This window comes from Catalinimonas alkaloidigena (genome assembly GCF_029504655.1).
GTDB lineage: Bacteria > Bacteroidota > Bacteroidia > Cytophagales > Cyclobacteriaceae > Catalinimonas > Catalinimonas alkaloidigena.
Genome location: NZ_JAQFIL010000001.1, coordinates 175,063 through 195,221, shown reverse-complemented (window position 1 = coordinate 195,221; position 20,159 = coordinate 175,063). Strand labels below are relative to the sequence as shown.

Below are 20,159 nucleotides of genomic sequence, written 5' to 3'. Positions count from 1 at the left end.
CATATTAGAAATTCAGGTTTACACCGATGGTGTAGGTGCGAGGCACAGGATAACCTGAAAGGTCTACACCCTGGCTCAGGTTACCGCCATCTCCATCTCCATCATTTTCCATACTTGTTTCAGGGTTAGAGCCGCCCCAATAATCAGTAAAGATATAAGCGTTTTGTATAGAAGTATAAAGACGAGCTGATCTAAACACACTTCCCAGTTCTTCAAAAGTATAACCCAGGGTAATGTTTCTGATGGTGAAAAAAGAGGCATCCGCTACAAAACGACTATTCATCCAGTCTCTCTCTATACCGGTTACATTACCTCCACCTACGGTAGTACCAAAGAAGCCTTTACCGGGGTTTTCGGGTGACCTAAAGCGATATTTCACTTCTTTCATCAAGTTAAATACACCATCCAGGTTGGTAGTACTGTAGAGGTGACGGACTAACAACTCATTACCATGAGAACCGGTACCTACGATGCTCAAATCAAAATTGCCGTACCTGAAATTATTGGTAATACCATAAGTGAAGTCAGGAAATGGGCTTCCCATAATCGCACGGTCATCATTATCACCTCCGCGAGTGATTACGCCATCGCCATTTATATCTACCAGCTTAATACTACCTACAGTGGAGCGACCAGGTACCTGAGGAGAATTGTCAAGGTCAGCCTGGTTTAGGTAAACACCATCGGCTATGTGCCCATAAAACTGTCCGAAAGGCTCACCTACCTTAGTGATATGATATTGTCCATACACTCTGTCAATACCTTCGGCCAGCTCTTCTACAATATTTCGGTTAAATGAAATATTAGCGTTGGTAGTCCATCTGAACTTTCCAACTGTATTGAGTGATGTAATAGCAAATTCATGTCCCCAGAACCTGATTTCGCCAATATTATCACTAAAATCATTAAAACCAGATTCTTGAGGAACCTGTACCCTATACAAAAGATTTGTAGTACGCTTGGTATAATAGTCGTACACAAACTGAATTCTGTCCTCAAACAAACCTAAGTCTAAACCGATATCAAATTGCTTGGTGGTTTCCCAGCCCAGGTTGCTATTCGCTAAAGAGGTAACTACTGCTCCGGGAGCTATATTTTCTCCAAAAGCAGCATTTACAGTATTGTTAATCAGAGCATACTGGGTATAGTTACCAATATTGTTGTTACCGGTTATCCCATAGCTGGCTCTAAGCTTGGCAAATGAGATGGCAGGAACATCCTGCATAAAACCTTCATCAGATACTACCCAACCAGCAGATGCAGAGGGAAACACACCCCACTGATTTTCAGAGCCAAAGCGAGAAGAGCCATCAGAACGCACTGCGGCAGTCAGCAGATACTTCCCTCTGTAATTGTAGGTAAGTCGGGATAGAAAAGACATCAGGCTCCACTCTTCCACACCACTATTGGTTCCACCTCTATTAATGTTAATCGCACCCTGAATGGTAGGGATCCTGTCATCTGCATAGGTATCCGCCTGAATCCGGGTTCTTTCTCTGCGGAACTTCTGAACAGTAAAACCGCCCAGTAGCTCAAAATTATGCTCTCCAAAGGACTTGGAATAGGTGGCCAGGTTTTCATTCAGCCAGGAAAAATCTTCTACGTTTTCTCTGACAGAGACCGCTGTAGTAGGCAGAGGAACGTTGATACTTCCTGTAGCAGTAGATGGATTAAAATAGAAAAACTTTGAATTATAGATTTCCGCGTTAAATGTAGACTTTAGTGTAAGACCAGGGATAGGATTAAACTCAACAAAGGCATTAGATAAGACATTAACATCTTTAGTTTCATTCCTCAACTCTTCAACTGATCTAACCCAGTTGGCATAAGCGAAGATATTACCTGTTTCGGCAGGAAACCTGTTAAATAAGGTCAGCTCACCATTTTCATCATAGATAGGCATAATAGGCCAGGTGTGCAGCGCATTAAATAAGATCCCTGTACCCCGTGTTCCATCTGTTCTCGGTATATTATCCTCTATGTAAGAAGGCGCAATATTGAAACCCAACCTAACCTTATCAGAAACATCATAGGTAGTATTCATACGCAAAGAATATCTCTTAAAGTCAGAGTTTTTCACTACACCTTGCTGATCAAATACCCCGGCAATGATGGCTGTATTGACTTTTTCTTTATTAGATGTAATGGTCAGGTTATAACTTTGGATAGGTGCTTTTCTCAATAATGCATCATACCAATCATTATTCTTTCCACGGTACTCAGCTGGATTTTGGAAAATTTCAGGCACCGGCTGCCCAGCATCTTCATAGTACTCTTTCTTAAACTGAACGAATTCTTCAGCGTTCATCATTTCCAGTCTCCCTCTTTCGGGTACTTCCTGTATACCACCGTAAGCGGTGAAACTCACATTCGTTTGGCCTGCTTTACCTTTTTTGGTAGTAATCAATACCACACCATTGGCAGCCCTGGAACCATAAAGCGAGGTAGAAGCTGCATCTTTCAGGATTGAAATATCCTGTATTTCATCGGGGTTGATGTTGCTGATATCTCCGGTGATCGGAAAACCATCTACTACATAAAGAGGGTCACTACCTCCTGAAACAGATAGCTGCCCACGGATTCTCACGCTCATACCCTGCCCGGGCTTACCGGTAGTCTGGTTGATCTGCACACCTGCCAGCCGGCCTTGCAACTTTTGTGTCACCTGTGATACCGGGACATCCTGAAGCTCCGTAGCATCTACAGTCTGTACTGAGCCGGTGACTTCCTTTTTCAGCTGGCTGCCATAACCCACAACCACAATTTCCTCCAGGCTCTGCACATCCTCTGACAGTGATATGTCTATCACTGTTCTTCCATTTACGGCGATCTCCTGCGGAGCATAACCGATAGAAGAAAACACCAGTATGTCATCCTCATTTGGGACATTGATGCTGTACTTTCCCTCAATATCAGTTACCGTACCGGTAGTACTTCCTTTTACCAGTACATTGACTCCAGGTAATGCACCGCCATTTGTAGCATCGGTCACTGTACCGGTAACTGTGGCAAAAACCTGATTTTCATTGTTCGACTTTTGTTGGGTTTCAGAGAGCTTTTCCTGCTCACCGGACATTTGCTGATTACTTGCAAAATCCTGAGCAAGCACAGGTATGCTAAAGCATAAATAAATAATGAAGAGAGGTATTCTCTTCACATAGAGTAGCGATGTGTACATAGTTATTAGTTTTAGGTTGTTAATGGTTTCGCTTTAGCATTGTGCTTTGAGCAACAGAAGCTATTTCTTCTTCATATTTTTCTCTACTGCCAAAATGCTTCAGACACTCTTCGTTTGCAGATATTCAGAGTATCTGATAATCAAGTGGAGAGAGGATTAGCAAACACCTTCAAACTGAGATAACTATTTTTTTACTTTTTCATTTCATCTATTCATTAAGCATAATCATTACTTATTTTTCAAGAAACATAAAGTAATGTTGAAGATTTGTCACTATCAATTTTATTTTTTGGTAAATTGATTTTTAGAGGTAGGACAACATACAAAGTGCCTGTAGATATGTAGCTACAAGCACTTCGTTTTACTGTAAAAAGCTTTGTCTTTTCTCCTGAAGTCAGTCGTTTATCGCTGACTGTAACACTTCTTCCTTTTTGGGGCTACCATCAATCAGTTCATGCTCAATCTCTTCAAGGGATTTGCCTTTGGTCTCGGGCAGGATATAATATAGTACTACGAAGCCTATAGCACAAATTACCCCATACAGCCAGAAATTATTGGCCCAGCCCAGGTTTTCTTTGATGGTAGGAAAACTAAAAGTAAGCGTAAAATTACCTAGCCAATGGGCAAAAGCGGCGATAGACATGGCCGCCCCCCGGATACGGTTAGGAAATATTTCGGACAGCACTACCCACAGAAGCGGAGCAAGAGTGATAGAGTAGAACATGACATTAGCCAGCACCAGAAGTACAATGAGGAAACCTTCGTAGTTGGCATAAAAACAATAGCCGATCAGAGCATATGTTATTGCCATAGAGAATGTACCAAATAGCAGTAATGTTTTTCTGCCTAGCTTATCTACCGTAGCCATAGTCACCACTACTGACAATACCATGACAGTACCAATGACCACAATATTGAGCATCATCTGCTTAAGATTATAGCCGGCAGCCTGGAAAATATCAGACGCATAATAGATGATTACATTGAGGCCACTCCATTGTTGAAGAAAAGCCAGGAACACACCTAAACCTATAAATTTGAGCACTCGGGAGTTGAGCAGCTGTTTAAAATTGACATGCGATACATCTTCTTTGGAAATTGTCCTTTTCACCTCTTTCACCTGGTATTGGGCATACTCGCTACCTCCTATTCTATTCAGCACGCGCAGCGCACTTTCTTCCTGTCCATTTTTCACCAGCCAGCGTACGCTTTCCGGTACAAAAAACATGAGTACAAAAAACAAAAAGGCAGGTAAAACTTCTGCCCCAAACATCCACCTCCATCCGGCCTGACCGCTCCAGCTCTGGGCGATCACCTCATTGGTCGCATCTACTGGCAGAGCTGTATCCAGCAGTGATATACGCCAGTTAACTAATTGTGCCATCAACACTCCTATCATTACCAGTAGCTGATTGATGGTTACGAACATCCCTCTTTTCTCTGGGGGAGAGATTTCAGAAATGTACATGGGCGAGAGATTCAGTGCAATTCCCATAGCGACACCCCCGATAATTCTGTAAATATTGAACCAGCTGAAATCAGATGCCAACGCGGTCCCTATTGCAGAAAGAGAAAAAAGAAAGCCTGCGAAAATCAGCAGGCGTTTACGTCCATATTTATCACTTAAGAACACACAGGCTATCGCACCGACCATACAGCCTACCAGTGCCGAGCTGGTTCCCCAGCCCTGTAAGGCCGGCGTATTTAGATTAAAAAAAGGTTCATAGTAGGGTTTGGCTCCGCCGATTACTACCCAATCGTAACCAAAGAGGAACCCCCCCATTGCCGCTGTCATGCTGATAAGCCATAAGTATGTTTGATTATACTTTATATTTTCTTTCATTTCAATAGTTACTATAAAACAAGTGAGAATATATGTATGGGTAATTTTTATACTATGGTAATAAAATCTTTTTTGATTTGCCTACGATAGTAGCCAGTCTCTTTTTCCCATTTTACTACCATAAAGTCAGGCTTAATATATGAGTTCGGTATCAAATAGATAGACTTTCTTGCTAAAATTTATGCTTTATTGTATAAATTATACTTAATTTGAGAACAAAAAATACTTTAATTAAGTATTATGATAACTTATAACTAACCATATATCATGACCAGATTTAGAAGTCAAAATATCAATGTACAGCTCACCATATATCAGCCTGAGCTTGAGACCACATTAGCTTTGCCATTACATCATTCACTCTTGCCAGCAGGTTTTCCTTCTCCAGCTGACGACTATATGGAATTAGCGTTAGACCTGAACAAGCACCTGGTTCAGAATCAGAGTGCTACTTTTTTCGCCAAAGTAAAAGGGCACAGCATGGAGGATGCCGGTATACATGAAGGAGATATTCTGATTGTAGACCGGTCAAAAGAAGTGAGAGACAATGATATTGCTGTCTGTATCATCAATGGAGAGTTTACAGTAAAGAGAATCTGCTTTAGTGGCAAGCAGGTTACGCTCAGGCCTGAAAATCCTGCTTATCAACCTATTGTGATTACAGAAGAGCATCAGTTTATGGTTTGGGGGCTGGTAACTTATATTATCCATAAGCCCTGATAATAAAAAAACAGGCTATCTCATAAAAGTTTTAAGATAGCCTGTTCTCAGAAGAAGTAATAAACACCAGATAACAGTCTGCTTACTTATGTATTTGTTTTCTCCTACTTCCAGCCGCCACCCAATGCACGATAAAGATCAATCAGGGAAACAAATATTTCCTTCCGGGTATTGGTCATACTCAACTCAGCCTCCAGTGCCCTGCCCTGGGCAGTAATTACTTCCAGGTAAGTCGCATAGCCTGCAGCAAAAAGATCATTGGAAGTGTTTATTGAGTTGGTAAGCACTTCTACTTCCTGTTCCCTCAGTTCAAATATCTTGGTAAAGTTGTCAACCCTATTCAGACAAGACACTACTTCCTGATAACCCGTCAGTACTTTCTGCTGATAAGTGTAAAACTCTTCCAGATTACGCGCCACTGACTGATCATATTCTGCTCTTATGCGATTTCTGTAGAGTAAAGGGGCTGTTATCCCTCCTATCATTCCCAATGTGAGAGCCTCAGGCATATTCATTAAAGAAGGGAGGCTGGTAGTATTGAAACCCGCATAAGGAGTAATTTCAAAAGAGGGTAAAAACTCTGCTCTGGCTGCTTCCACATCAGCTTCTGCCGCTGCTAATTCCAATTCTGCCTGCTGTATATCCGGCCTTCTCAGAAGCATGTCAGGAGGGATACCTGCTCTTACAACTTCAGGCAAGCGCTGCTTGAGGATGGACTCCCCTCTTTCAATAGGCTGGGGATACCTACCCAGCAAAAGGTTCAACTCATTTTCAACTTCTACGATCCGCTGCTGTTTTTCAAACCTCAGACTTTTAGTCCTTAGAAGTTGTGCTTTAAATTGCTGCACAGCCAGCTCAGTCGCTCGCCCTCCCACTTTTTGAATCTCAATCATTTCAAGAGCAATCTCCTGAAATTCTATGTTTTTCTCTAAAGTTTTTAGCTCATTATCAAGTCCCAGCAGTTCGTAGTACATACGGGCTACTTCAGCGACCAGCGAAGTTGTGATTAAATGTTTTCCCTTTTCAGTAGCCAGGTAACGGGCGTAAGCAGCTTCCTTTCTGCTCCTCAATTTTCCCCACACGTCAATCTCCCAGGAGCTTTGCAAGCCAAGAAAGTAGTTCTGAGTCTGGTTGGCTACATTATCTCCGTTGATTGTATTGTCCAGCAAGTTTTCCTTTACATTTCCGGTTCTGGCCCTGAACCTCAAATCTAAAGAAGGCAGCATCGCTCCTTTTCTAATCTGAAAATTTGCTTTCGCTACTTCAATCCTTTGCACGGCAGTAAGCATATCCAGATTATTTTTAAGCGCAATTTCAATAAGTCCTACCAGATGAGGGTCATTGAAAAAGTCTTCCCAGATAAGGTCTCCCATACTGATGGTATCAGTACTTCCTGTAAAGGTGGGGGGAAGTTGAGTGGTATTAGGCATCTGGGGAGGCTCAGTTATTTTACAGCTACTGACCAACCCCAGAAAACATACGATATATAAAGCGTTTTTGATAGTTTTATTCAAATGCATAACAGTATTTCACTTAATTACTTGAGATGGAAACTTTCATTTTCTGTGAACTTTCGGATTGAGAAGGATGCTCGTCCTTCTTCTCAGTAACTTTAGCGAAAAGCACGTACAGTCCGGGGATGAGAACCAGGCCTGCTATAGTTCCAACCAACATACCACCCGCTGCCGCTGTCCCGATAGACCGGTTTCCAATAGCTCCTGCGCCAGTAGCCATACACAGAGGAATAAGGCCGGCGATAAAAGCAAAAGAGGTCATCAGTACAGGCCTTAACCTTGATACTGCACCCTCAATAGCCGCACTCAGTACGGAGGCCCCTTCTTTTTTTCTCAGTATCGCAAACTCTACGATGAGAATGGCATTTTTACCTAAAAGGCCTATCAGCATAATCAAGGATACCTGTGCATAGATATTGTTCTGAAGACCAAACAGATGCAAAGCCAGGAATGAGCCGAATACCCCTGCCGGGAGAGAAAGTATTACAGGCAGAGGCAAAAGAAAGCTTTCGTACTGTGCAGCCAAAAGCAGATAAACAAATACCAGACAGATAATAAAAATATAGATTGCCTGGTTTCCTGACTGAACTTCTTCTCTTGTCATACCATACCAATCGTAACTGTATCCACGGGGCAGTTCTTCCTTGGCTACCCGCTCTATCGCGGCAATAGCATCTCCACTACTATATCCCGGAGCCGGGCTGCCTTTTACAGTCGCTGAGGTATACATATTGAAACGAGTAAGCTGCTCAGGCCCATATACTCTTTCCATGGTTACGAAGGTAGAGTAAGGCACCATTTCACCTTTATTGTTTTTCACGTGCAGACTTAATACATCCTCAGGTTTCGCACGATACTCAGGGGCAGCTTGTATCATCACATCATACATTTGTCCGAACCTGACAAAGTCAGAAGTATAGAGACCACCCACTAAAGTTTGTAAGGTCTTCATCGCAGTAGTGATGGATACGCCTTTTTTGGCAGCCATATCTTGATCTACATGTATCATATACTGGGGAAAGCCGGGGTCAAAATCGGTAAAGGCGTTATTAATCTCAGGGGCTTTAACCAGCGCAGCAATAAAGTCATTGGTGACCTGAGCTGTCCTTTCCAGATTACCGCTTCCGGACCGGTCCAGCACTTTCATTTGAAATCCACTGGAGTTACCAAAACCAGGGACGGTAGGAGGAAGAAAATATTTGATCTGAGCATCACTGATATAACTCGTTTTTTCTTCAAGCTGCTGCATTACTTCCTCAATACTTTCTTCACGTTCTTCCCAGTTTTTAAGGTTGACCATGCCCATGCCATAAGCAGCACCGGACAGACCGTTCGTAATACTATAACCTGCCAATGAAGTAAAAGACTCAATCGCATCTACCTCTTCAGAAGCCTGCTGTATCTCATCCAGCACTTTCTTGGTACGCTCTACAGTAGCGCCAGAAGGAGCAGCTACATCCACATAGATCATACTTTGATCTTCCGTGGGAATAAAGCCTTTAGGAAGCACACGATTCACTCCCCATGTGGCTGCAAAAAATGCCAGCAACAGTAAAACAGTGATTACCCTCCTGCCTGCTAAGAATGATATACTATGTTTGTAACGATTGGCAAAGGCAAAATATCCTTGGTTAAACTTATGGAAGAAGCGCTGTAATAAGTTTCTTCTTTTTTCACTGTGATGGTTATTTTTGAGGAAAAGCGCACACAATGCGGGAGTCAGCGTAAGGGCATTGACTCCTGAGATCACAATAGCTACCGCCAGGGTAAGTGAAAACTGACGATAGAAAATACCTACCGGTCCAGATAAGAAAGCTACCGGAACAAATACAGCAGACATTACCAGGGTAATAGCGATAATCGCTCCGTTGATTTCATGCATGGCAGCGAAGGTTGCCTTTCGTGGAGACATTCCGGTTTCCTCCATTTTAGCATGTACTGCCTCTACTACCACAATTGCATTATCCACTACAATACCTATAGCCAGTACCAAAGCGAATAAAGTCAGCAAATTGATAGAAAATCCCATTAGCTCCATGAAGAACAGCGTACCGATGAGCGCCACTGGCACTGCCAACGCAGGTATGAGTGTGGACCGGAAGTCCTGCAAGAAGATAAATACAACCAGAAACACAAGAATATACGCCTCAATCAGTGTTTTGGCTACTTCTCGTATTGACGCATCTAGGAACTCTGATACGTCATAACTAATTTTGTAGTCCATAGCCGGGGGGAAAGAGCTGGCTTTCAGATCAATCATACGTTCTTTGACCCTTTGGATTACCGCTCTGGCATTAGAGCCGGGTTGTTGGATAATCATGATAGAAGCTGCAGGCTTACCGTCTGTTCTTGAAATTCGGCCGTAGTTCAGGTTTCCCAGCTCCACACCTGCTACATCTCCAAGTCTGAGGATAGAACCATCATCATTAGCTCTGATTACAAGGTTTTCATATTGCTTGGGGTCATCAAACTTACCGCTATAGCGAAGGACATATTGCAGCATTTGCGGATACTTATCATTACTGATTCCCACAATTCCTGGAGCGGCCTCTATATTCTGATCCTGTATAGCACTGATTACCTCATCGGTAGATACCTCATAAGCCGTCATACGGTCTGGCTTGAGCCACACTCTCATAGAGTAATCCTTGGTACTCATCATCTCCGCATAGCCTACTCCGGGGACCCTTCTCAATTCCTGCAGTACGTTCAGGTCAGCAAAGTTGTAAATGAACTTCTCATCCAGAGATGTATCTTCGCTCATTACGTTAATATACATCAACAGGCCCTCTACCTCTTTTTCGGTGGAGACACCAGCCTTGACCACTTCCTCAGGCAAATTGTTGACCACAGTAGATACACGGTTCTGTACTTCTACTGCCGCCATATTAGGATCTGTACCTACTTCAAAAAATACTTTGATGACATTGGTTCCCCTATTACTGGACACAGAAGTCATGTAAGTCATGCCAGGTACACCGTTGATTACTTTTTCCAACTGAGTGGCTACCGTACTGGCTCCTACTTCTGCGTTGGCACCTCTGTATTTTGCTCTTACTTTAACCGAAGGAGGAGCGATATCAGGAAAAAGAGCTATAGGTAAGGTAAAGAATGAGAGTACTCCCAGTAATGTAATGAGCAGAGAAATCACCAGAGAAAGTACAGGTCTCTTGATAAAGATATCAAACATTTTTTCTATCAGGGCTTAGGGTTAAAGAATCGTACATTTGTGCGTAGACCATCATGGATTCTGTGCAATCAGGCTATCCATTTTTACTGGTTGTGGCATGATTTGCGTACCTTCAGTGATATTTTGAATTCCTTCATACACAATTTTATCACCAGCTTGAAGCCCGGATTCTACAATATAATAGTGCGAGAAACGAAGCTTAGGGACGAAGCTTCTCATTCTTACCTGGTTATTAGTATCTACCACAAACACAAAATTTTTATCCTGAATCTCAAATACTGCTTTCTGTGGCACCATCAACGCATCATTGATTATATTAGATAAACTGACTCTTCCTGTAGCTCCATGCTTTAATATCTTTTCCGGATTAGGGAAATGTGCACGAAAGGCAATAGAACCGGTACTGGCTTTAAATTCACCTTCCATGGTCTCTATGCTTCCCTGATAAGGATACCCACTTCCATCGGCTAGTGTAAGACTGACCACATCATTTTGTGCAGTAGGATCGTTAGATTTACTCTTGACATATTCCAGATACTCACTTTCAGAGACGTTAAAGTATACATACACTGAGCTAACATCAGAAGCAGTAGTAAGTAGCGTGCCGTGATCTATTAAACTTCCAGTTTTGAGTGGAATACGGTCAAGGATACCGTCAAAAGGAGCTCTGATACTAGTATAAGAGAGGCGCATGGCAGCATTAGATTCTGCTGAGCGAGCTTCTTCTATGCGTGCTTTCATGGCGTCCAGTTTAGCCTGTGCTACTTCCAACTCTGTATTGGAGATTACATTTTTTTCAACCAATACTTTCAGCCTGTCTACTTCAAGTTCTGAAGCTTTTGCTTCTGCGATAGCACTTTTCAGGTTAGCTTTAGCTTTAGCCAGTTCTGCTTTGTATTCTTCATCATTGATTTTAAAGAGCAGTTGCCCTTTCTTCACTTCCTGGCCTTCATCCACATAAATTCTTTCCAGAAAACCCTGTACTCTTGCACGCAACTCCACATTTTGTACCGCCTGAATATCAGCTACATAGCTGTGATGAAGCACGGTATCTTTTACCATTATTTCAGTTACGGGAAGGCTCTGCATTTCTCCTTTCTTCTCTGCATTTTGTACTTTATCACTACAGGATACAAAGAACACTAACGAAAAAGGGAAGAGTAGGCAGAATAGATTTATTTTAATATTCATGAAAAATACTTTAAAAGTTAAATTATTGACTTGACATAAGCAGACTATATATACATAAAAGCATTATATTTTAGCGATGAGGTTAAAGTGCTTAGAAAGGGTTAAGCCGGAATAGGTTGAATTGAAGTTTAAAAGATGATGGATTTGTTGACCAATTATTGGTTGTGCGTATTTGCATCTTTTTTAACCATATTTTCAAGACAAAAACGCACAAAAAATTACATACTATAAATTGATTATTAACTGCATCAGAAGTAATAAGATGATACTTGTCCTTCAAATTAATAATCTCCATTTATCTCTATTAATCCAGTTAATCTATTAAAAATCAGTGCAGAAGAAAGCATTTAGATATGAATGAGACTGAAACCTCAAACATTGCTATTATTTAGATAACGAACATAATTGCAAAAAAACATCTGCAAATTTAATTAAAACCTTACTCTTTATATTAACAAAAAATATAAATATAAGTCAATTTAACTTGAATGTCAACGTACACGCTGATTCACCTTAGGAAACATCGCATGTAAACTTCAATAAAACTTTAAGTGGGTCAAATGAATGTGTAATGCTAGATAACTAACTCAAAGGGTGTAGAAAAATCTACAAAAAAGCCTGATGAAAATGATCCAATTATGAAGGCTTGCACGTGTGCATCTCAGCATTTTACTCATTATTAACCATTATTGTACCATATTTGTTCAAAAAGACATACTATAATACTAATAAAAAAATGGACAATAGAAAGAGGTGAATATTTTTCATCTTTTTGCAAAGATAGTATCAGTCAATGGCAACGAGCAAAACCAGAGAACAACTGATTTAGTTTCTTATTGGATTATCAGGTAAGCATCAGTTCGAAATAGCAGAATAACATTCCTGACTATGCTGAAGTCCAAATAAATAAAATCTGTATATATGATCACGAAATGCCCCCTATGGCAATACCAAAGCCTATACTCATAGCCAAACATACAATCTGCAGAAGATAGATAGGAGGCTTTGCTCTTCTCAGGCTCACCGCAAAACAAACCAGATGGGGAAAGAAATGTCTACTGACTGATTGTACAATCACCAATAAACCGGATAAAACTAAGATTAAACCTGTAAGCCTCAGCAAAAACCTACCATCTATTGTCATGGCTTACTCCTGGCTTCTCTGATCAGAACTTATCTCCATCTTTTAAATTCAGTTACAGGATACAGAGAGAACTTAAGTTTATTTCATCAGTGAAGCCACCCATGAAAAGGCTACTGATCCAAATATCAATACACCCCAGGCTGCCCATCCGCTTTCTTCCATAAAATAAGATATATAAACGCCCCAGAGCCCTACTCCTATAAATGCACTGGCAAAAACGCCCATCGCAATACGCTTGCCGGGCCGGGCGCTGGAATCAATAAGATAAATAGGAACGATAGATAAGCCGAGAGCAAACGCCAAACCGAAAAAGCTGCTGTCTACCATAAAGGAGAGAAAAACACAAAAAACAGCTGCTAAAAGTATGCAGATGTTGACTTTGGTTAGTTGATAATTCTCTCTGGTCATCAGGTATCGGCCGTAGCGGTCAAAATAAAGAATGACATCGCTGAGCGGACCGGCAAACCAACTCCACAAAATCAGCAACAGATAAAAAGGTAAAAGGAGAGGCAGAACCTTTACCAGGATGATCACTCCGATATAAAGCGCAAATTTGTTTTTCCTTCCTATCTTATCTATCCACAAGGAGTACTGCAAAAACTTGCGGTAAAACCAGTTGGTAGATTTGATCGCTTGCATCATACCGGCTTTGGTAAACTCATTGGTGGGATCTTTTTGTAGTGCAATAGAGAAATGTTCTTTGGCTTTTTTTATGTCTCCTTTTCTCAGAAAATGATAACCCATATTGGCTTGGGTAAGGCTATTTTCGGGGTCTTCAGCAAGCATGTATTCCAGACGTTCAAAAGCCTCTTCAGAGTGCCCGGCTTTAGTTTGTGCCAATGATAACACATTGTTACACAAAAGATCATCAGGATAAATTTCCAGGCCTTTTTTTGCATACTCTATGGCTTCGGCATGTTTCTGCGTATCCAGATAGGCAATAGCTTTTATCGCGTAATAAGCAGAAGCATAAGGGTTTAACTCCAAAGCTCTATCAATAGCTTTGTGCGCTTTTTTATATTCTTCACGAGCAACATATACCCTTGCCTGAATGAAATAAGCGTCCTCGTTCTCAGGGTTTAGGCCAATTACTCTTTCAGCAGCTTCAAGCGCATTTTTGTATTCGTCTTTTTTGAGATAAAGCTCAGCCTGCAAAATATGCAGATCATCTGAGTCAGGAAACTCGGCAAGTGTTTTAGCTATTTTTTGCTGGGCAATGTCCAGTTTATCTCTTTCAATAAGCAGGTGAATTCTGGAAATATGTTCGGCGAGCATGCTTACAAGTTTAAATAGGAAATGATGTCATCATAAATACCGGAGACATTGGCATAGAGCGCATAATTTTTAGCGGTATTGAACCAATCTTTGGTACTGGGACGTACCTTTTTGCACTGTGTCAGAAGATCGCTGGTCTCAAGGGCTTCTACTTTGCCGCTTTTCATGGAGCGCTTTAGTTTTTCTTCTACCGCAAGGTCTACCAGCAGTTTGAGGTCAGCCCCGCTAAAGCCTTCTGATTTAGCCGCAATTTTAGCATGGTCTATCTTTTGAGTAGGTTTTCCTTCCAGTAAAAGTGCTATGATTTTTTCACGAGCGTCTTTGTCCGGTGGGGGGACAAAGATAATCCTGTCAAACCTGCCCGGCCTCAGGAAAGCGGAATCCATATGCCAGGGTGAGTTGGTAGCACCCAGTATGAGCACCCCATCATTATTGGCATTTACGCCATCCAGCTCTTTGAGAAACTGGTTGATGATATTTCTGCCAGCAGACTGCTTCAGATCGTTTCGCTTACTGCCGAGCGCATCAATCTCATCAAAAAAGACAACGCAGGGCGTGTATTTCCGGGCCAGCTCAAATTTCTGATGAAGGTTCTTCTCACTACTGCCCAGCCACATATCCATCACTTCTTCTATACCCACCGAGAGAAAACGAGAGTCAATTTCACCGGCAGTAGCCCGGGAAAGGTAGGTTTTGCCACAACCCGGAGGGCCGTACATCAGAATTCCACCTCCTGCTTTCTTACCGTAGGCTTTAAAAAGTTCAGGATTTTTCAAAGGCTGGATAATTTTCATCCTGATCTCATCCTTTACCTCTTCCATTCCTCCCACTTTGGAAAAGTCTGTATCCGGCTTTTCAAGAAAAGGATTATAGTCATCTTCCTCCTCTTCGTCATCATCATAAGTCTGGGGTTGTGCAGGTAATTTTAGCTGGGCTTCAATTTCTTCATTTTTCCAGCCCGGCAGCCTGAGCTGAAAAGACTGATACTGGTCAACAGCCTCCTGTAGCTGTCCATCGTTAATCAGAGTTTGCAGATAAACTTCCACCACTTTTTCACTCAATTCGTTTTTTAGCAGCTCTTCACAGATAATCAGCGCAGGGCTAAAATTTTTCAGATAGGAATAACATTGCGCCAAACACAGTTTGATTTCATCATCGGCTTCGGTTTGCAGAATAATGTTAAAATGATCTTTTGCCCGCTCATATTCTGCGTTATTAAACAATGCTTTGCCTATCTGTTTTCTCAACAGAACGTTATCCGGGGAGGCCTGTAAAGCGTTTTCAAGAGCTGCCAGCGTTTCTTTATCCACTTTTTTAGTATGTTAGTTTACCAATTTTTCAACTTACTAAATTAACAGGAAGTACAGTAGCAGATCGTGGTATAAAGATTTTGTTCAAACGCAGGTGACTTTTCCTCAAAAAAAGTAGTACTCACTTCAGAATAACAGGTTAAACCACAACGCTTCAGTTTTAAAGAGATGTGCTTCAATTTAAGAGTCAAACTTAGATTTGTAGAGGAATCCTGTTATCAGTATATTGATAGGTAAAATTTACAACAACCCAAGCCTGATGCATATACGGAGCCTGGTCTCAAAGAACCTCTCTACTTGCTGTCAGCAAATAATACAGTTTGTATGAAAGCTACGGATTTCAGATTTGTATTACCCGCTGCTTTGCTCTTTTTAGCAACAGTACTTTTTAATCACTGTACGGATAAACCTTCTTTTAACTTACCTGAGACTGTAGATTTTAATTTTCATATCCGTCCCATTCTGGTCAAAAACTGTTATCTCTGCCATGGGCCGGATTCCAGCAGCCGGGAAGCGGACTTGCGCCTGGATACTTTTGAAGGGGCTACCACCCTGAGGGATGAAGATACTTATGCTGTACTGCCCGGCCATCCCACCAAGAGTGAAATGATCAGACGCATCCATGCAGATGATCCCAATGAAGTGATGCCTCCTCCCGAGAGCAACCTGAGTCTGAGCGAGCAGGAAAAAGCGCTGCTGGAAAAATGGATAGCCAAGGGCGCCGAGTGGAAACCACACTGGGCATTTATTCCTCCTGAAAAACATGAAATCCCTCGGGTGAAAAATGAGCAGGAAGTCACTAATGAGATAGACGCTTTTGTACTGGACAGGCTGGAAGAGCAACAAATTGCCCCCGCACCTCTAGCCAACAAACAGACGCTCATTCGGCGGCTGGCTTATTTACTAACCGGCTTGCCCCCTCATCCTTCAGATGTAAAGAAATTCCTAGAGGATAAAAGCCCTCGGGCGTATGAGAAGATAGTAGATCAGTACCTGGACAGTCCGCAATTTGGCGAGCGCTGGGCCAGGCACTGGATGGACCTGGTGCGCTACGCGGAAACCAAAGGACATGAGTTTGACTATCCGGTACAGGGCGCCTGGCAATACCGGGATTACCTGATCAGAGCTTTCAACGCCGATCTACCTTATCCTCAACTGGTCAGGGAACATCTGGCGGGCGACCTGCTGGAGTCCCCTCGCTGGAATAAAGAGACAGGTCGTAATGAATCAGTGTTGGGCACTACTTTTTTCACCATGACAGAAGGTAAACATAGTCCGGTAGACCTGGTGATTGATGAGTCCGAAAGGATAGATAATATCATAGATGTGACGAGCAAAACCTTTCAGGCGCTTACTGTTGCCTGCGCCCGCTGCCATGATCATAAGTTTGACCCTATTCCTACTACTGACTATTATGCGCTGTATGGGGTAATCAAAAGCAGCCGGTTTAGCATACGCGATGCTGATCTACAACTGGAAGAAGTTGAGGATTTGGAAAAGCTCCAACAAGTCAAAGAAAACATCAGAACCTTAGTGGCCGAATCCTGGATAGGGAATGAGGTTTTGCCAATACAGAAAGTAGCTTTACATGAATCGCATGAAGCAGAAAGCAGCGAAACTTCTTATGAAGTAATCGGAGACTTCAGAGGGCAAGGTTTGGACGACTGGCAAAGTGTCGGTAAGGCCTTTGGCAACCAAACAAGCCTGGGCGAACCTATTTTTAACAAAAGTGCTACCCAGCTCGTTGGCCTTTCTGAAGGAAAAGCCTCCAGCCGTAGTATCAATACCGGTGTGGTGGGCGCCTTACGCTCACCCGATTTCACCATCAGCAAGGATTTCATTGGCATCCGTGCCTTGGGCAAGCAGTCTTCCATCCGCATCATCATTGACAATTTTCAGCTCATCCAAAACCCTATTTACGGTGAACTGGAAATGCGTGTAGATCAGGCTGATTGGCATAATTATACCGTAGATGTCTCTCCCTGGAAAGGACATAAAGCGTATATTGAAGTCATTCCCGGTTATTTTGACAGGCATTACTATAAGCTCCCTCCAGAAGCGTTTGTAGAAGTATCTTATGCTTTGGCTTATGATGAGGAATGGCCAGAGTTACCAACGCCACCAGCATCTCAAAACCTGGACCTCTATCAGTCAGTACAGCAGTGGGTTAAGGGCCAGAGTAGCACTGAAGAGATACAGTTTCTGAACCAGGCGCTGCAACAAAAGCCATTGAAAAATCTCTCTGTTGAGATCCAGCAACTTGATCAGTTGGAGCAACAATTAACGCATAGCTTCAGGGATACTGCCTACATTGCGGGTATCACTGATGGTTTTAGCATTAACAGCCCGGTCTTTGTCAGGGGTAACCCCAACACCCCTTCTGAAGAAAAAGTAGCTCACCGTTTTCTCAGCAGCATTCCTTCCGGGGACTCTATCTTCAGCTCATCAGGCAGTGGAAGAGTGGAACTGGCTGAAGCCATTGTGAACCCTGATAATCCGCTCACCTCGCGGGTGATGGTTAACCGTATCTGGCACTACCTCTTTGGCAGGGGGATTGTAGAAACTGTGGATAACTTTGGTTTACAGGGGAAATTACCCACTCATCCGGCGCTGCTGGATTACCTGGCGATACAATTTCAGGAAGAAGGGTGGTCACTGAAAAAGATGGTAAAACTTATTGCCATGTCCAATACCTTCCGGAGAGAAGTCGTCACCGGAGCGGCGCTACCCAAAAATGACCCTGAAAACCTTCTGCTTTCCGGCTTCCCATTGCGACGCCTGGAAGCTGAAGCCATACGCGACGGCATGCTCACCGCATCCGGCAGGCTGGATTCCAGCATGTACGGTCCGTCAGTGGCTGTCCATCTTACCGACTTCATGCAGGGGCGGGGACGTCCGCAGCATTCGGGGCCGCTGGATGGAGAGGGGCGACGTAGCATTTACGTGGAAGTGAGAAGAAACTTTCTGTCACCCATGATGCTGACTTTTGACCGACCTATTCCCTTCTCTACCTTTGGTAAGCGGAATGTCACCAATGTACCGGCTCAATCGCTGATGCTGATGAATGATCCCTTCGTAGCTGATCAGGCAGAGGTAATGGCCAGGAGAATCATTGCTCAGTCAAACCTCAGCCTGGAAGAACGTATCCAGTGGATTTATCGATGGTCATTTGCCCGAGATGCCAAAGTAGAGGAAGTAAATCAGGCCAAAATCTTTTTACAGCAACAGGCAAAGACATATGAAGTATCGGCAGGAAATCTTCTGCAGTCGGTAGAGGTCTGGAAAGACTACTGCCACACCATTTTTAATATGAAAGAATTTATCTATCTAATCTGAGTTATGGGAAACAAGCAACATATCGTCCACCGTCCTCTCAGCCGCCGTGAAATGCTGGCTAGCTGTGGTAGTGGCTTCGGCTCGCTGGCCTTTGCTAGTCTTTTCGGAGGACTGGGCGCTGCCTGCACCGAAGTAGAAAAGCTTTCTGATACGCTAACTAAATCTGGAGTATCGCCCCACTACATTCCCAAAGCCAAGCATGTGATCTTTCTGTACATGGACGGTGGCGTATCCCAGGTTGATTCTTTTGACCCTAAACCTCGGCTGGCTAAAGAAAACGGGGAAGATCCTTACAAAAAATTTAAGGTAGATAATACACAGTTTGACAACATAGGTAAGATCCTGAAAAGCCCCTGGGGCTTTAAGCAGTACGGTGAATGCGGCATGCCGGTCAGTGATTTGTTTCCTCACATCGCCACCTGCGTAGATGAGCTCGCCCTGATCCGCTCCATGACTTCCGATTTTCCCGAGCATACCAATGCCAACTATTTTCTCCATACCGGCAGTGGGCTACAGGGACGCCCTAGTATGGGCGCCTGGGTAACCTACGGACTGGGGAGCGAAAATGACAACCTGCCCGGCTATGTAGTATTGGATGGCGGGCTGGTTCCTCCGGGTGGGCTGGACAACTTCAACAGTGGGTTCCTCCCCGCCTCTTACCAGGCGTCCGTACTCAAAGGGCAGGCAGTACCGCTGGCCAATATTCAGCCGCAGGAAGGCAAAACCATACAGGATTCCAAACTGGACTATATCAAACAGATGGACCAAAGCCTGATCGGTAAACTAGGCAATGCCGATGCTGTAGAATCAGCGATTTCAAACTATGAGCTGGCTTACCGCATGCAGTCTTCTGTACCCGAACTGACGGAATTTGCTTCAGAAAGCAAAGCGACTAAAAAGCTTTACGGCTTTGAGTCAGATGATCCGCATACACGAGGCTACGCTGCCCAGTGCCTGCTGGCAAGACGGCTGGTAGAAAGAGGTGTACGTTTTATTGAACTTACCTGCCCCAGCGTGGAAGCCGACCGCTGGGATCAACACCATAACCTCAGGGATGGACACGAGCGCAATGCCCATGCGGTAGACCAGCCCATTGCCGGCCTGCTCAAAGACCTGAAAGGCAGAGGGCTGCTGGATGAAACCCTGGTGATCTGGACCGGAGAGTTTGGCAGAACCCCCTTTGCACAAGGCACCAACGGACGGGATCATAATCCCTCAGCTTTCAGTATGTGGATGGCAGGAGCGGGTGTCAAAGGAGGAACCATCTTCGGACGTACTGATGAATATGGCTACCGGGTAGTAGAAAACAAAGTGAGCATTCATGACCTACATGCTACTATGCTGCACCTTTTAGGTGTTCATCATGAAAAGCTAACCTTCCATTTCAGCGGTCGGGATATACGTCTGACCGATGTGCATGGCCATATCATCCACGATGTACTTGCCTAAAAAGAATGT

10 protein-coding genes are annotated in these 20,159 nt (G+C 43.3%); 3 read left to right on the top strand and 7 right to left on the bottom strand.

The window, feature by feature from the left end; translation table 11 throughout:
- Positions 1-4: 4 nt before the first annotated feature.
- Complete coding sequence (locus OKW21_RS00845; RefSeq protein ID WP_277476448.1) at positions 5-3,178, bottom strand: SusC/RagA family TonB-linked outer membrane protein; 3,174 nt, start codon at positions 3,176-3,178, stop codon at positions 5-7.
- Positions 3,179-3,572: 394 nt separating this feature from the next.
- Positions 3,573-5,021, bottom strand: a complete 1,449-nt coding sequence (locus OKW21_RS00840; RefSeq protein ID WP_277476447.1) for a sugar porter family MFS transporter — start codon at positions 5,019-5,021, stop codon at positions 3,573-3,575.
- Between the two features lie 267 nt (positions 5,022-5,288).
- Here OKW21_RS00840 and OKW21_RS00835 point away from each other — a divergent pair, with 267 nt between their 5' ends.
- A complete protein-coding gene (locus tag OKW21_RS00835) occupies positions 5,289-5,741 on the top strand; it encodes a LexA family protein (RefSeq protein ID WP_277476446.1) in 453 nt (150 codons plus the stop codon).
- 104 nt (positions 5,742-5,845) lie between these two features.
- Here the strand turns inward: OKW21_RS00835 and OKW21_RS00830 are convergent, their stop codons facing one another.
- The 5 genes from OKW21_RS00830 to OKW21_RS00810 all read right to left on the bottom strand — a co-directional run bounded on the left by OKW21_RS00830 (position 5,846) and on the right by OKW21_RS00810 (position 15,365).
- Positions 5,846-7,261 (bottom strand): TolC family protein, encoded by a 1,416-nt coding sequence (locus tag OKW21_RS00830; RefSeq protein ID WP_277476445.1) that lies wholly within the window; start codon positions 7,259-7,261, stop codon positions 5,846-5,848.
- Between the two features lie 13 nt (positions 7,262-7,274).
- Entirely contained in the window at positions 7,275-10,445 is a 3,171-nt protein-coding gene (locus OKW21_RS00825) for an efflux RND transporter permease subunit (RefSeq protein WP_277476444.1), read from the bottom strand.
- Between the two features lie 51 nt (positions 10,446-10,496).
- Positions 10,497-11,636 carry an efflux RND transporter periplasmic adaptor subunit gene (locus tag OKW21_RS00820; protein WP_277476443.1) on the bottom strand — a complete coding sequence of 380 codons (1,140 nt, stop codon included), beginning with the start codon at positions 11,634-11,636 and terminating at the stop codon, positions 10,497-10,499.
- 1,222 nt (positions 11,637-12,858) lie between these two features.
- Positions 12,859-14,055, bottom strand: coding sequence for a tetratricopeptide repeat protein (locus OKW21_RS00815; protein WP_277476442.1), 1,197 nt, complete (start codon positions 14,053-14,055; stop codon positions 12,859-12,861).
- A 2-nt stretch (positions 14,056-14,057) separates the two neighbouring features.
- Positions 14,058-15,365: an ATP-binding protein gene (locus OKW21_RS00810; protein WP_277476441.1), complete on the bottom strand. Its 1,308-nt coding sequence runs from the start codon at positions 15,363-15,365 to the stop codon at positions 14,058-14,060.
- Between the two features lie 324 nt (positions 15,366-15,689).
- Between OKW21_RS00810 and OKW21_RS00805 the strand changes: the two genes are divergently transcribed.
- Positions 15,690-18,701 (top strand): PSD1 and planctomycete cytochrome C domain-containing protein, encoded by a 3,012-nt coding sequence (locus tag OKW21_RS00805; RefSeq protein WP_277476440.1) that lies wholly within the window; start codon positions 15,690-15,692, stop codon positions 18,699-18,701.
- Between the two features lie 3 nt (positions 18,702-18,704).
- Entirely contained in the window at positions 18,705-20,150 is a 1,446-nt protein-coding gene (locus OKW21_RS00800; RefSeq protein WP_277476439.1) for a DUF1501 domain-containing protein, read from the top strand.
- Positions 20,151-20,159: the final 9 nt, after the last annotated feature.